This window comes from Leifsonia sp. EB34, from assembly GCF_041260585.1.
In the GTDB taxonomy this organism is placed as follows: Bacteria; Actinomycetota; Actinomycetes; order Actinomycetales; family Microbacteriaceae; genus Leifsonia.
Map to the genome: position 1 here is coordinate 187,516 of NZ_JBGCCV010000001.1, position 14,051 is coordinate 201,566.

At 72.5% G+C, this 14,051-nt stretch carries 14 protein-coding genes; 6 read left to right on the forward strand and 8 right to left on the reverse strand.

The annotated features are described in order from the left end of the window. Positions 1–47: 47 nt before the first annotated feature. Entirely contained in the window at positions 48–914 is an 867-nt protein-coding gene (locus ABIA36_RS00925) for a PHP domain-containing protein (protein ID WP_369960324.1), read from the reverse strand. 33 nt (positions 915–947) lie between these two features. Between ABIA36_RS00925 and ABIA36_RS00930 the strand changes: the two genes are divergently transcribed. Further along, positions 948–2,489 (forward strand): aminopeptidase P family protein, encoded by a 1,542-nt coding sequence (locus ABIA36_RS00930; protein ID WP_369960326.1) that lies wholly within the window; start codon positions 948–950, stop codon positions 2,487–2,489. 13 nt (positions 2,490–2,502) lie between these two features. Here the strand turns inward: ABIA36_RS00930 and ABIA36_RS00935 are convergent, their stop codons facing one another. Continuing rightward, positions 2,503–3,162, reverse strand: coding sequence for a general stress protein (locus tag ABIA36_RS00935; RefSeq protein ID WP_369960328.1), 660 nt, complete (start codon positions 3,160–3,162; stop codon positions 2,503–2,505). A gap of 57 nt (positions 3,163–3,219) precedes the next feature. On the opposite strand from ABIA36_RS00935, the gene ABIA36_RS00940 reads away from it, so the two are divergent. The 3 genes from ABIA36_RS00940 to ABIA36_RS00950 are packed head-to-tail and all read left to right on the forward strand — an operon-like array spanning position 3,220 to position 6,200. Next, complete coding sequence (locus tag ABIA36_RS00940; RefSeq protein WP_369960331.1) at positions 3,220–4,533, forward strand: magnesium transporter MgtE N-terminal domain-containing protein; 1,314 nt, start codon at positions 3,220–3,222, stop codon at positions 4,531–4,533. Then, positions 4,520–5,044: a DUF1003 domain-containing protein gene (locus ABIA36_RS00945; RefSeq protein WP_369960333.1), complete on the forward strand. Its 525-nt coding sequence runs from the start codon at positions 4,520–4,522 to the stop codon at positions 5,042–5,044. Before ABIA36_RS00940 ends, ABIA36_RS00945 begins: the two co-directional genes overlap by 14 nt. Next, entirely contained in the window at positions 5,013–6,200 is a 1,188-nt protein-coding gene (locus ABIA36_RS00950) for an Mrp/NBP35 family ATP-binding protein (RefSeq protein WP_369960335.1), read from the forward strand. The genes ABIA36_RS00945 and ABIA36_RS00950 overlap by 32 nt, the downstream gene beginning before the upstream one ends. Positions 6,201–6,317: 117 nt before the next feature. Here ABIA36_RS00950 and ABIA36_RS00955 read toward each other — a convergent pair whose 3' ends face one another. The 3 genes from ABIA36_RS00955 to ABIA36_RS00965 form a co-directional block, all read right to left on the reverse strand. Beyond that, a complete protein-coding gene (locus ABIA36_RS00955) occupies positions 6,318–7,787 on the reverse strand; it encodes an aspartate aminotransferase family protein (RefSeq protein WP_369960337.1) in 1,470 nt (489 codons plus the stop codon). Next, complete coding sequence (locus tag ABIA36_RS00960; protein WP_369960339.1) at positions 7,774–9,156, reverse strand: MFS transporter; 1,383 nt, start codon at positions 9,154–9,156, stop codon at positions 7,774–7,776. Before ABIA36_RS00960 ends, ABIA36_RS00955 begins: the two co-directional genes overlap by 14 nt. Before the next feature lie 106 nt (positions 9,157–9,262). Next, the gene (locus tag ABIA36_RS00965) at positions 9,263–9,619 is read right to left on the reverse strand and encodes a Sec-independent protein translocase TatB (RefSeq protein WP_369960341.1); all 357 of its coding nucleotides are present in this window, start codon (positions 9,617–9,619) and stop codon (positions 9,263–9,265) included. 81 nt (positions 9,620–9,700) lie between these two features. Here ABIA36_RS00965 and ABIA36_RS00970 point away from each other — a divergent pair, with 81 nt between their 5' ends. After that, positions 9,701–10,333 (forward strand): O-methyltransferase, encoded by a 633-nt coding sequence (locus ABIA36_RS00970; protein ID WP_369960342.1) that lies wholly within the window; start codon positions 9,701–9,703, stop codon positions 10,331–10,333. Positions 10,334–10,408: 75 nt separating this feature from the next. Here ABIA36_RS00970 and ABIA36_RS00975 read toward each other — a convergent pair whose 3' ends face one another. From ABIA36_RS00975 to dapE, 3 genes are all read right to left on the reverse strand, one after another. Beyond that, entirely contained in the window at positions 10,409–10,582 is a 174-nt protein-coding gene (locus ABIA36_RS00975) for a DUF3117 domain-containing protein (protein ID WP_021764147.1), read from the reverse strand. 140 nt (positions 10,583–10,722) lie between these two features. Then, positions 10,723–11,970 carry a hypothetical protein gene (locus ABIA36_RS00980; protein WP_369960343.1) on the reverse strand — a complete coding sequence of 416 codons (1,248 nt, stop codon included), beginning with the start codon at positions 11,968–11,970 and terminating at the stop codon, positions 10,723–10,725. Next, positions 11,939–13,021 carry a succinyl-diaminopimelate desuccinylase gene (gene dapE, locus ABIA36_RS00985; protein ID WP_369960345.1) on the reverse strand — a complete coding sequence of 361 codons (1,083 nt, stop codon included), beginning with the start codon at positions 13,019–13,021 and terminating at the stop codon, positions 11,939–11,941. Before dapE ends, ABIA36_RS00980 begins: the two co-directional genes overlap by 32 nt. 17 nt (positions 13,022–13,038) lie before the next feature. Here dapE and dapD point away from each other — a divergent pair, with 17 nt between their 5' ends. After that, positions 13,039–14,028, forward strand: coding sequence for a 2,3,4,5-tetrahydropyridine-2,6-dicarboxylate N-succinyltransferase (gene dapD / locus ABIA36_RS00990; protein WP_369960347.1), 990 nt, complete (start codon positions 13,039–13,041; stop codon positions 14,026–14,028). The last annotated feature ends 23 nt before the right edge of the window (positions 14,029–14,051 follow it).

The following is a 14,051-nucleotide window of genomic DNA, read 5'->3' on the forward strand; positions in this document are numbered from 1 at the left end:
TACCTCGCTTCCTGATCCCCGCGGACCAGGCTAACGGGTGGTCGCGCTCATCCGTAGAAAGGCGCCGCGCCTGTCGCTTCTTCGATCATCGCGTCCAGGACGGCCGGATCGGTGGTGTTCTCCCCCAGCCGGTTGGGCTTGCCCGCGCCGTGGTAGTCGCTGGAGCCGGTGATCCGGAGGCCGTACTTGGCCGCGTAGCCGCGCAGCACGGCCACGCCCTCCGGGCGGTTCTCGCGGTGGTCGAGCTCGAACCCGAACAGGCCGGCGTCGACGAGCCGGCGCAGCCGGTCCTCGGGGATGACGCCGCGGCTGCTGGTCGCCGGGTGCGCCAGCACGGGCACTCCGCCTGCTCCCCGGATGAGCCGGATGCCGGTCGCCGGGTCCGGGGCGTAGTGCGGCTGGAAGTAGCCGCTGCGCCAGTGCAGGATGCCGGCGAAGGCGGCGCTGCGGTCGGCGGCGAGGCCGCGCGCGACGAGCGCGTCGGCGATGTGCGGACGGCCGACCGTCGCGCCCTCGGTCGCCTGGGCGAGCACGTCGGCCCAGGTGATCTCGTAGTCCTCTGCGATGCGGCGCACCATGTCCTCCGCCCGCCGCATGCGGCCTTCGCGGATGCGGCGCGTCTCCGCCATGAGCGCCTCGTTCGCCGGGTCGAAGAGGTAGCCGAGCATGTGGACGCTGGCGAACTCGATGCGCGTGGAGAGCTCCATGCCGGGGATGACGGTGACGCCGACCTCGGCGCCGGCGGCGGCGGCGGACGCCCAGCCGGCCGTCGAGTCGTGGTCGGTGAGGGCGACGGTGCCGAGCCCGGCGACCGCTGCGGCGCGCACCAGCTCGGCGGGGGTCTCCGTGCCGTCCGACACGCTGGAGTGCGTGTGGAGGTCGACGGGACCGCGGAACCGTCGCTCATCAGCCATGCCCACCATCCTAGGAGTGGAAGAATGGTCGGCATGTCGTCCGAGAACACCACAGCGCCCGCCGCCGACCGCGAGGCGGCGCCGCGCGCCACGGCCAACCGCTCCACCACCCCGGGATCGGAGAACTTCCGCGAGTACATCGGCAGCAACTGGGCCGAGCGTCCGGAGATCCTCCCCGGCGCCCGCCCGCAGGCGTCCTACGCCGCCGCTCGCCGCGCCCGCGTGTCCGAGCTCTTCCCCGGGCAGCGGCTGATCATCCCGGCCGGCCGCCTCAAGCAGCGCTCCAACGACACCGATTACCCGTTCCGCGCGCACTCCGCGTTCACGCACCTGACCGGCTGGGGCTCCGACGCCGAGCCCGGCAGCGTCCTCGTACTGGAGCCGCACGACGGCGGGCACGTCGCCACCCTCTACTTCCGCGAGCGCGCCGGCCGCGACTCGGACGAGTTCTACGCGAACCCGGAGATCGGCGAGTTCTGGATCGGGCCGCGCCCGTCGCTCGCACAGGTCGCCAGCGACCTCGACCTCCCGACCCGCGGCATCGCCGACGTGGAGGCTGTGCTCGACGCGGTCGACGCCTCCACCCTGGTGCTGCGCGAGGCCGACCCCGAGCTGACCGACCGGGTCGACGCCGGCCGCCTGGTGCTCGCGGCCGAGGCCGGAGCCGAGGTCGGCGACGCCGCCTTCGACCCGGAGGACCACGACGCCGACGACCGCCTCGCCCGTGACCTCTCCGAGCTGCGCCTGGTCAAGGACGTCTACGAGCTCGCCGAGCTGCGCAGCGCCATCGCCGCCACCGCGGCCGGCTTCGACGACGTGATCGCCGACCTCGCCCGGATCGTCGAGCACCCGCGCGGCGAGCGGATCGTGGAGGGCGTCTTCAACGCGCGGGCGCGCCTCGACGGCAACGCCGTCGGCTACGACACCATCGCCGCCAGCGGCCCGCACGCCTGCATCCTGCACTGGACCCGCAACGACGGCCCCGTGGTGCCGGGCGACCTGATCCTGATCGACGCCGGCGTGGAGGTCGACAGCCTCTACACCGCCGACATCACGCGCACCCTCCCGATCGACGGCACCTTCACCGAGACCCAGCGCCTGGTCTACGAGACCGTGCGGGAGGCCGCGGACGCCGCCTTCGCGATCGTGCGCCCCGGCATCCGCTTCCGCGAGATCCACGCGGCCGCGATGGCCGTCATCGCCCGGCGCACCGCCGAATGGGGGCTGCTGCCGGTGTCCGCCGAGGAGGCGCTGCAGGCCGACAACCAGCAGCACCGCCGGTACATGGTGCACGGCACCAGCCACCACCTCGGGCTGGACGTGCACGACTGCGCGCAGGCGCGTCGCGACCTCTACCTCGACGGCGTGCTGGAGCCGGGCATGACCTTCACGATCGAGCCGGGGCTGTACTTCCAGCCCGACGACCTCACCGTCCCGGAGCGCTTCCGCGGCATCGGGGTGCGCATCGAGGACAACATCCTCGTGACGGCGGACGGCGCCGAGAACCTGTCGATCGCCCTCCCCCGCACGGCCGACGACGTGGAGGCCTGGGTCCGCCGCCTCAGCGCCCGCTGACCCCCACGCTCGGTCAGGCGCGCGGCGCGGGCGGGCGCTGCTCGTCCGCGGGAGGCTCGGGCTGTACAGGAGCCTCGGGCTGCACAGGAGGCTCCGGCTGCACCGGCTGCGCCGCGGGCGCGGGCGGCGGGTCGGACGGGTGTGCGGGCTGAGCCCAGCCGCCCGGGGCCGGCCGCGCGTCGGCGACGCCGCCGCGGCCGAGCAGGTTGCGCGCCCGGTTGATCAGGTCGGAGTCCACCAGCACCGAGTAGCTGGTGGCGATCACCTGCATGACCGACGTGTAGTCGCGGCGGCGCCGGTTGATCGCGTACGACACGATGCCGAACAGCATGCCGAAGCCGGCGCCGAGCAGCACCGCGGCGATCACGAACGCGTAGCTGACCGTCGGCGAGAAGATGAGCAGCAGCAGGCCGAAGAAGATGCCGAGCCAGGCGCCGGAGGCCGCGCCGGCGAGCGCGACGCGCCCCCAGGTGAGCTTGCCGGTCACGCGCTCCACGCTCTTGAGGTCGCTCCCGACGATGGAGACCTTGTCGACCGGGAAGTCGGCGCGGGCGAGCACGTCGACCGCCTGCTGGGCGTCGACGTAGGTCTCGTAGGTGGCCACGACCTCTCCCCCGGGCATGGTCGGGAAGAGCATCCGGTTGCGTCCGCTGAGCGGGCTGGGGTTGGTCATCCCTTCATTCTCCCATCCTCACCGTCCGTGCGGCTGGAAGGGCTTAAGTTATAAGACGTGAGCACCCGAATCTTCGTCGCCCGTCTGGCCGGCACCAGCGTGTTCGACCCCGTCGGCGACCGGGTCGGCAAGGTCCGCGACGTCCTGGTGGTGTACCGCAAGGACGATCCGCCCAGCGTCGTCGGGCTCATCGTCGAGATCCCGGGCAAGCGCAGGGTGTTCCTGTCGATCGGTCGCGTGACCAGCATCTCCACCGGCCAGATCATCACCAACGGTCTCATCAACGTGCGCCGGTTCGAGCAGCGCGGCGGGGAGGTCCGGGTCATCGCCGAGCTCCTCGGCCGCAAGGTCGTCTTCACCGACGGCACCGGGGAGGCGACGATCGAGGACGTCGCCATCCAGGAGTCGCCGACCGGCGAGTGGGCCGTGAGCCAGCTCTTCGTGCGCCGCCCGAAGTCGGGCGCGTCCCCGTTCGGCAAGGGCCAGACCACGTTCGTCGCCTGGAACGAGGTGCGCGAGAAGCAGGCCCGCGGCGAGGCGCAGTCCGCCGAGCAGCTCATCGCGGCCTACTCGGAGCTGAAGCCGGCCGACCTGGCGAACACGCTGCTCGACCTCCCGCAGCAGCGCATGCTGGAGGTCGCCGAGGAGCTGCCCGACGACCGGCTCGCCGACGTGCTCGAGGAGATGCCGGAGAGCGAGCAGGTGCAGATCCTGGCCCAGCTCGACGACGACCGCGCCGCCGACGTGCTCGACCAGATGCAGCCCGACGACGCCGCCGACCTCATCGCCCAGCTCTCCGACGAGCGCGGCGAGCACCTCCTGGAGCTCATGGAGCCCGAGGAGGCCGACGACGTGCGCATGCTGCTGAGCTACGCGCCGGACACCGCCGGCGGCCTGATGACGACCGAGCCGATCATCGTGTCGGCCGACGCCACCGTCGCAGAGGGCCTCGCCCTCATCCGCCGGCACGAGCTCGCCCCGGCGCTCGGCGCGGCGGTCTGCGTGACCCTGCCGCCGTACGAGGCGCCGACCGGGCGCTTCCTCGGCGTCGTGCACTTCCAGCGGATGCTGCGCTACCCGCCGCACGTCCGGCTCGGCACCCTGCTCGACCCGAGCCTGGAGCCCGTGACCGCCGACACCTCCGCCGCCGAGGTCTCCCGCATCCTCGCCAGCTACAACCTCGTCTCCGTCCCGGTCGTGGACGAGAAGCACCGGCTGGTCGGCGTGGTGACCATCGACGACGTGCTGGACTACCTGCTCCCCGCCGACTGGCGAAGTCAGGACGAGGACGAGCCCGTCAAGGCCCCGTCCGACCAGACCGGCAGTATCCGCATCGTGAACGGAAGGAGGGGCGGAAGTGGCACGAGTTAGGCAGGACGCGAGCCTGGACGCCCCGAAGGGCCTCCGCACGTCGGTGATCCCGCGCCGCAACCCGTTCGAGCAGAACGACCGGTTCGGCCGGTTCACCGAGTGGATCGCCCGCGCCATGGGCACGCCGTGGTTCATTCTCGGCCTGACCGTCTTCGTCGCGGCCTGGATGCTGTGGAACACGCTCCTGCCGACCGCCTGGCGGTTCGACTCGGCGGCGCTCGGCTTCATCGCGCTGACCCTGGTGCTCTCGCTGCAGGCCTCGTACGCCGCCCCGCTCATCCTGCTCGCGCAGAACCGGCAGGACGACCGCGACCGCGTGCAGATCGAGCAGGACCGGCAGCGCGCCGAGCGCAACCTGGCCGACACCGAATACCTGGCGCGCGAGGTCGTGGCGCTGCGCCTGGCGGTCAGGGACATGGCGACCAAGGACTTCATCCGCGCCGAGCTGCGCGCCCTCCTGGAGGACCTGGAGAAGGGCGATGCCGCCGAGAACGGACGCGCGCGTGCCTGAGTCCGGTCCTTCCGATCCGGGCGTGGCAGAGCTGGTCGAGCATGCCCTCTCCGGCGTCCTCGATCCGGAGATCCGCAAGCCCGTCACCGAGCTGGACATGATCGGCGGGGTGGAGGTCGACGCCGCCGGGCACGCGACCGTGCACGTCAAGCTCACCATCGTCGGCTGCCCGGCTGCCGACAAGATCGAGCGCGATGTGCGGGCGGCCGCGGCCTCCGTCCCCGGCGTCAGCGGCGTGACCGTCGACGTCTCGGTCATGACGCCCACCGAGCGCGCGGCCCTCACCGAGAAGCTCCGCGGCGGACGCGCGGCGCGCGTTCAGCAGTTCGGCCCCGACTCGCTCACCCGCGTGTACGCCGTCACCAGCGGCAAGGGCGGGGTGGGCAAGTCCACCGTCACCGCCAACCTCGCCGTGGCGCTGGCCGAGCGCGGCCTCCGGGTCGGCCTCGTGGACGCGGACGTGCACGGCTTCTCGATCCCCGGCCTGCTCGGGCTGACCGACGCGGACGGCGTTGCCGTGCGGCCGACGCGCGTGGACGAGATGATCCTGCCGCCGGTCGCGTACGGTGTGAAGGTCATCTCGATCGGGATGTTCGTGGACTCCGCCTCGGCGGCGGTCGCCTGGCGCGGGCCGATGCTGCACCGCACCATCCAGCAGTTCCTCGGGGACGTGTTCTTCGGCGACCTGGACGTGCTGCTCCTCGACCTCCCGCCCGGCACCGGCGACGTCGCGATCTCGATCGGCCAGCTCCTGCCGCAGGCCGAGGTGCTCGTGATCACCACGCCGCAGCCGGCGGCGGCGGACGTCGCCGAGCGCAGCGGCGTGGTCGCGCGGCAGACCGGTCAGCGGATCGTCGGCGTCATCGAGAACATGGCCGGCCTCGTGCAGCCGGACGGCAGCGTCCTGGAGCTGTTCGGCTCCGGCGGCGGCGCGGAGGTCGCCCGGCGGCTGTCGGCCGGCCAGGAGGAGCCGGTGCCGCTGCTGGCCAGCGTGCCGCTCAGTGTGCCGCTGCGCACCGGAGGCGACACCGGCGCGCCCATCGTGGTCACCGACCCGCAGGATCCCGCCGCAGCCGCGATCCGCGCCGTCGCCGCCGGCCTCGCCGTGCGCCCCCGCGACCTCCCCCGCCGCAAGCTCCCGCTCTCGACCCGCTAGAACACCGCCGAGTACGCCCAAACTCCGCCCCAAACTGCCGAGTACGCCGATAATGCGCGTACTCGGCCGTTTTCGGCGGATTTATCGCGTACTCGACGGCGGGGCACTCGACGGCGGTCAGGCGGGGTCGACGAGGCGGGCGAGGAGCTCGACGAGGAGGCGTTCGGTGACGGGGCGCGGCAGCGCCTCGATCAGGGCCAGCAGCGGCGCCTGCTCGTCGGGGAGGCCGGGGGCGTCGCCCGCGATCCCCACGGCGCGCAGCAGCGCGGCGGCGGCGTCCGAGTCGAGCGGGCGGTCACCGAGCGGCGGTAGCCCCGCCAGCGTCGGGGCGGGGTCCACCGGCGGCAGACCCCGCACATCGTCCGCGGAGGCCCGCAGCGCCGCCTCCAGCTCGTCCAGGCGGTCCCGGGTGACCGGGGTGATGGTCAGGTGCGTCGTTCGCGGCAGGCGCGTCCCGTCCTGCTGCGTCAGCCCGGGTTGGAGCTGGAGGTGCCAGCCGCGTCGGCGCGCCCGGTCGGCCCAGTGATGCGGGTCGACCCTCCGCTCCTCCGGCACGGCGTCGTCGGTGGCGACCGCGAGCAGTGGTCCGGTCGGCGAGCCCACCACGCGGAGGCCCTCGATGTCGCCCACGATGTCCGCGAACGTGCGCGTGGCCCGCAGGCACGCCTCCGCGAGCGACGCGAAGCCGCGCGCGCCCAGCGCCTGGATGATCGCCCACGACGCCGCGAGCGCCCCGGCGGACTTGGAGCCGAGCAGTGTCGGGTTGACCACCGGGTAGCCCGGCCATCCGGTCGTCGCGAAGTACTGCAGGCGCTGCCGGTCGCGCCCGCGCTGCAGCAGCACGCTGGCGCCCTTCGGCGCGTAGCCGAACTTGTGGAGGTCGGCCGACAGGCTGCTGACCCCGGCCACGCGGAAGTCCCACGCCGGCAGCGCCGACCCGTCCGGCTCGCGCCAGAACGGCAGGATCCAGCCGCCGATGCAGGCGTCGACGTGGAGGTCGACCCCGGCCTCGTCGCACGCCGCCGCGACCTCCTCGACCGGGTCGAGCGTGCCAAAGGAGTACGAGGGCGCGGAGACCACCGCGAGCGCGACCTCCGGCCCCAGCCGCTCGATCAGCCGCGTCGCGTCCAGGCGGCCGGTCCCTGGATCGACCGGCACCAGGTCCAGCTCGAGCCCGAAATACTCCGCCGCCTTGTGGAACGCCGGGTGCACGGTCGCCGGCGCGACGAGGCGCGGCACGCCGGAGCCGCCGCGCGTCCGCCACTGGTCGCGCGCGGTCTTCACGGCGAGCAGGCACGACTCGGTGCCGCCGGAGGTGACGGAGCCGACCACGTCGTCACCGCCGTGCAGCAGCTCGCGCGCGAAGCCGAGGACTTCCCGCTCCATCACGGCGACGGAGGTGAAGGTGGTCGGGTCGAGGCCGTTCACCGGCTGCACCATCCGCATCGCCGCCGCGGCGAGCTCGTCGAGCTCCGCGATCCCGGAGTCGTACACATAGCTCAGCACGCGGCCGCCGTGCGTCGGCGCGTCCGCGGCCCGCAGCGCCGCCAGCCGGCTCAGGATGGCGTTCCGGTCAAAGGACGCCATCGACGTCTCCCTTTCGCAGCCGGTACCGCGCCAGCGGAGCCAGGCTCGCCGCGATGATCGCCGCGGGGAGGAGGCTGAAGCTCAGCACGATCCCGGCCACGGCCTCCGCGGGCTGCGTCGCGGCCCCTGCGGCCGCGGCGGCGCCGGACGCCGAGCGTGCGATGTACCCGGTCAGCGCCAGCACGATCGTGAGCACGGTCGCGCCGAGCGCCATGCCCGTGGTCTCCCCCGCGGTCCACATCCCGCCGAACGTGCCGGCCCGGCCGGGACCGTTGCGGCGCGCGTCGTCGGAGATGACGTCGGGCAGCATCGCCATCGGCAGCGACTGCATGCCCGCGTAGGCGGCGCCGGCGACCGCGACCGGGAGGTACACCCACCCGCCCGGGAACCAGACCAGCAGCACCATCGACAGCGCCGCCGCCGCGAACAGGACGCTCGCCACCGCGAAGCCGCGCTCCTTGCCGATCCGCCGCGCAACGACACCCCACACCGGCGTCACGACCAGCGCGGGGCCGATCAGCGCGATGAACAGGAAGGTCACGGCGTCCTCCGAGTGCAGCACCCAGGTCGCCACATAGTTCGCACCGGCCAGCATCATCCCGGTCGCCAGGCCCTGCAGGAGGAACGTGAGCAGCAGGGCGCGGAACGGCTGGCTGTCGCGCAGGGCGCCGATCCCGGCCGCATAGTTCCTCCGCAGCGTGGTCAGCACGCCCTCCCGCGGCGGCAGGACCTCGGCGGGAAGCTGCCGCGGCGCGACGCCCGCCGACACCAGCATCCCGGCCCCGATGACCACCCCCGCCACGAGCGCCATCAGGAAGTAGCCGGCGAAGCCGTTCCCGCCGCCGAGCGAACGCAGCGCGGGGCCGCCGGCGCCGAACAGGAGGATGGCGAAGGTCAGCACCACGACGCGCCAGGTCAGCAGCCGGGTGCGCTCGTCGTAGCCCGACGCCAGCTCGGCCGGCAGGGCGATGTACGGCACCTGGAACAGGCTGAACGCCGTCGCGGTCAGCAGGAACGCCACGAACACCCACACGGCCGCGGCCACGGCGGGGGTGCCGGCCGGGACGGCGAAGGTCAGCAGGAAGAACACCGGCAACGCCACGGCGCCCAGCACCATCATCGGCCGCCGCGACCCGCGCACGGCCAGCATCCGGTCGCTGCGCGCGCCGATCACCGGGTCGATGATCACGTCCCACACTTTGGCGACGGTGACCACGAGCCCGGCGGCGATGGCGGCGACGCCCAGACTGTCGGTGAGGTAGTAGACCAGGACCAGCCCCGGCAGCGTCGCGAAGCCTCCGGTGCCGAGCGAGCCGACGGCGTAACGGGCGACCGTCGCCCGGCTCAGCGACTGCTGCGTTGCGATCATTCCCGCATCGTAGGGGATGCAGAGTCGTATCGGGGCGCAGCGCGGCGGGGACGCGCGCGGGATCCTGTACGAGCGCTCAGGTCGCCGCTGCTCAGGTCGCTTCTGGTCAGGTGGCTTCTGGATCGAACGGCGGCACCGTCCCCGGCGCCAGGCTCGCCCGCTGGGTGAACGCCGACGGCGTCACGGGCTTGATCGCGGACGGCGCGGGCGCGTCGTCCAGCAGCGCCTCGCGGATGATACGGCGCGGGTCGTACTGGCGCGGGTCGAGCTTCTTCCAGTCGACGTCGTCGAACTCCGGCCCCATCTCCTCCTTCATGCGGTCTTTGGCGCCGTCGGCGAAGTCGCGCACCGTGCGCACGAACTGCCGGAGCTTGCCCGCGTAGAGCGGAAGCCGTTCCGGCCCGATGAGGAACGCGGCGATCACAGCCACGATGAGGAGCTTCTCGAAGGTCAGGCCGAACACACATGAAGAGTATCGCGCGCGGCTGCACGAATGCTGGATCGACGGGGCCTATTCTGGACCGAGGCCACCGACGGGAGACACGTGTCTGACAAGGACTCGAACTGGAGATTCGCCGACGACGTCATCGTCGAGAGCGAGGTGATCGCCCGCGCGCGGCAGCAGTCCCTAGAGCTCGGCGTCGACCCGATCGCGCCGAGCACGGGCGCGCAGGCGGCCGTCGTGGTCGCCGCGACCAAGGCGGAGAACATCGTCGAGATCGGCACCGGCGTCGGCGTCTCGGGGCTCTGGCTGCTGCACGGCGGCGCGGAGGCCCAGCTCACCAGCATCGACACCGAGGTGGACCACCAGCAGCACGCCCGCACCTTCTTCACCGAGGCGGGCATCGCGGCCAACCGGGTCCGGCTCATCACCGGGCACGCGCTCGACGTCCTCCCCCGGATGAACGAGAACTCCTACGACATCGTCTTCGTCGACGCCGACCCGCAGTCGGTGATCGAGTACGTCGAGCACGGCCTCCGGCTGGTGCGCCCGGGCGGGACCGTGCTGGTCGCCCGCGCGCTGTGGCGGGGCCGGGTCGCCGACCCCGCGGCGCGCGACCCGCTGTCGACCGGGTTCCGCACCCTGATCACCGAGACGGCGGCCTCCGGTGCGGTGATCAGCGCGCTCTCCCCTGCCGGCGACGGCCTGCTGCAGATCACCAAGCTGACCCCGTAGGACCGCTGCAACGAGGAAGGGGCCCCGATCGCTCGGGGCCCCCACTCGGGTAATCTCGTTCAGTCGGGTACGTCGTCAGGACGCGCTCACGACGCTCGCGAGAGCGTCGTGAAGCTCCTTGGCCTCCGCGTCGTTGACGGAGACGACCAGACGTCCCCCACCTTCGAGCGGTACCCGCACGATGATGAGCCGTCCCTCCTTCACAGCCTCCATTGGCCCGTCCCCGGTCCTCGGCTTCATGGCCGCCATGCAGCTCCCCTTTCGTGGATGTCGTTATCCATTATCCGTCATCCACGGCTGACGGGGGAAATCGCCGGTCTACCCCAGGCGCAATGGGCCGCACGCCCTGGGCCCAATGGGCCGCGGGCGCCGGGCCCTCGCACGCCGGATCACGGCGGCGACCAGTCGGACCCGTCCACGCCCCAGCAGAGCGCGATCCAGCCGACCTGGAGCGCCACGAACAGCACGACCATCCCGATCCGGTAGACCCGGCTCCGCGGGAGCGCGATCGCGCCGAGCAGCGGGAACAGCGGCATGAGCAGCCGGAACGTGCTCGACTGCGGGAAGAAGACGGCGAGCAGGTAGAGCGCGTAGGCCGCGCACCAGAACCGGAGGTCGACCCCGAGCCGGCGGACAGCGGGCGAGAACAGCAGCACCGCGTAGCCCGCGACGAGCAGCACGAGCGCGACCACGCCGATCCACCCGGGAATCCCGAGCATGATCTTCGCCCACCAGTCCGCGCCCTCGAACCAGGGCGTGAACGGCACCAGATGCGTGTGGCCGATGTACGGCGCGCGCCAGGCGAGCTCCGTGTCGGTGTAGGCGGTCCACGAACCGGTGGCGAACGCGGCGATCGCCGGCCACGCGATCCCGGCCACGGCACTGAAGACCGCGAGCGATGCGCTCAGCACCCGCTCCCGCACCGGGAACGGCTCGTCGCGCCGGCGGAACCAGCGGTACACGACATGGAGGCCGACCGCCAGCGCGAAGGCCAGGCCGCTGGGGCGGGTGAACGCCATCGCGAGCACCACGGGGAACAGCCAGCCGTACCTCCGCTCGACCAGGAGCAGCAGGGCGGCGGCGAGCAGCAGCAGGTAGAGCGACTCGGCGTAGGCGAGCTGGAAGAGCGGCGACACCGGCGAGAAGCAGAACAGGACGACCGCGAACATGCTCGTGGACGCGCCCAGGCCGACGCGCAGCATCAGCCGGTAGAACACCAGCGCGGCGCCGGCGGCGCACAGCACGGACACCAGCACAGCGGCCGGCGACCACGGCAGCCGGGTGAGGAACATCACCGCGTCCACGACCCCCGGGTAGCCCGGCAGGAACGCCCAGGCGTTCTCGGTCACGTGCAGGCCGTCGGTCGACGGCAGCGAGGCCGGGTAGCCGCTGACCGCGACGATGTTGTACCAGAGGCCGTCCCAGATCGTCGCGAACGAGAAGTAGTCGGGATGCGGGCCGGTCCAGGGGTTCTTACCCTGGTTCGCGGCGAAGATCAGCAGGATGACGGTGGTGACGACCCGGCTGGCGAGGAAGACCCCGAGGACCCGCACCCACCAGCGCGACCACCACGGGCCGCGCTGCGTCAGCGCCGCCTCGTCGGCCTCAGCAGGCCCCGGAACCGTTGAGCCAGGCACGGAGACCGGCCTCCACCGAGACGATCTGCTCCACGTCGACGCGCTCGTCGTCGGCGTGCGCCTTCAGGGGGTCGCCTGGGCCGTAGTTGACCGCGGGGATGCCGAGCGCGCTGAACCGGGCGACGTCCGTCCAGCCGTACTTCGGCTTGGCGACGCCGCCGACCGCGGCGACGAACTCCTGCGCGAGGGGCGCGTCGAGACCCGGGCGGGCGCCGTCGGCGCGGTCCACCACGGTGATCTCGTAGCCGTCGAAGAGCTCGTGCATGTAGGCGATGGCCTCCTCCGAGCTGCGGGAGGGGGCGAACCGGTAGTTGACGTGCACCATCGCCTCGTCGGGGATGATGTTGCCCGCGACGCCGCCGGAGACGCCGACGGCGTTCAGGCCCTCGCGGTACACCAGGCCGTCGACCTCCACCTCGCGGGCGGTGTAGCCGGCGAGCAGGTCGAGCACCGGCGCGATCTTGTGGATGGCGTTCTCGCCCACCCAGCCCCGGGCCGAGTGCGCGCGCAGCCCGTAGGCCCGCACCTCGACGCGGAGGTTGCCGTTGCAGCCGCCCTCCACGACGCCGTTGCTCGGCTCGCCGAGGATGGCGAAGTCGCCGACGAAGAGGTCGGGCCGGTTGCGGGCGAGGCGGCCGAGGCCGTTCAGCTCGGCGTTGACCTCCTCGTGGTCGTACCACATCCAGGTCACGTCGATGGCGGGGTCGGTGAGCTCTGCGGCCAGCTTGAGCTGCACGGCAACGCCGGCCTTCATGTCGACGGTGCCGCGGCCCCAGAGGTAGCGGACGCCGCCGTCCTCCTCGAACCGGGTCGGGAGGTTGTCGTTCAGCGGGACCGTGTCGATGTGGCCGGCGATGAGCGCGCGGCGCTCGCGGCCCAGGTTCGTGCGGGCGACCACGGTGTCGCCGTCGCGGATGATCTCCAGGTGCGGCAGCGGCGCAAGGGTCTCGACGATCGCATCCGCGAGCGTCTTCTCGTTTCCGGACACCGACTCGATGTCGCAGATCTGCCGGGTGAGGTCGATGGACGTGGCGCTGAGGTCGAGAGGCACGCTACTAATCTAGGGGCATGCCTTCCGACTTTCCTGACGAGTCCGCCGCGTCCGCGACCGCCCGCTCCGCCTGGGGGTACGGGCTGGCCACGATCGCCGGCGACGGTACCGTGCTGGACACCTGGTTCCCCGAGCCGCGGCTCGGCCGGCTCCCGGCCGGACGGGAGCGCTGGATCGCCCCGGCCGAGTTCGAGGAGCTGGCCGGCGAGGACAAGCGCCGTAACGTCCGCATCGACATCGTGACCGAGGAGATCGACCTCGACGCGGCCCCGGCCTCCACCCCGGACGCGTACCTGCGCCTGCACCTCCTCTCGCACCTGCTCGCGCGCCCCAACACGGTGAACCTCGACGGGATCTTCGCGCACCTGCCGATCGTCGCCTGGACCAACGCCGGGCCGGTCCTCCCGGCCGACCTGGACCGGCTGCGGCCGACGCTGCAGCGCGCCGGCATCCACGTGACCGGCATCGACAAGTTCCCGCGGCTGCTCGACTACGTGACGCCCGACCGGGTGCGGATCGCCGACGCCTCCCGCGTGCGGCTCGGCGCGCACCTCGCGCCCGGGACGACCGTGATGCACGAGGGCTTCGTCAACTTCAACGCGGGCACGCTCGGCTCCTCGATGGTCGAGGGCCGCATCTCGCAGGGCGTCGTGGTCGGCGACGGCTCGGACATCGGCGGTGGCGCCTCCATCATGGGCACGCTCTCCGGCGGGGGCACCCAGCGGGTCGCGATCGGCGAGCGCGCGCTGCTCGGCGCGAACTCCGGGATCGGCATCTCGATCGGCGACGACACGGTGGTGGAGGCCGGCCTCTACGTCACCGCCGGCACGAAGGTGGTCGTCGTCGACGGCCCCGTCACCGCGGACGGCCGCCCGCAGACGGTCAAGGCCGTCGAGCTCTCCGGCGTCCCCGGCCTGCTCTTCCGCCGCAACTCCCTCACCGGCGCGGTCGAAGTCCTCCGCCGCGCCGGCACCGGCGTCGAACTCAACGCCGCCCTCCACGCGTAACCCGCCATCCGCTCCGGACTTCT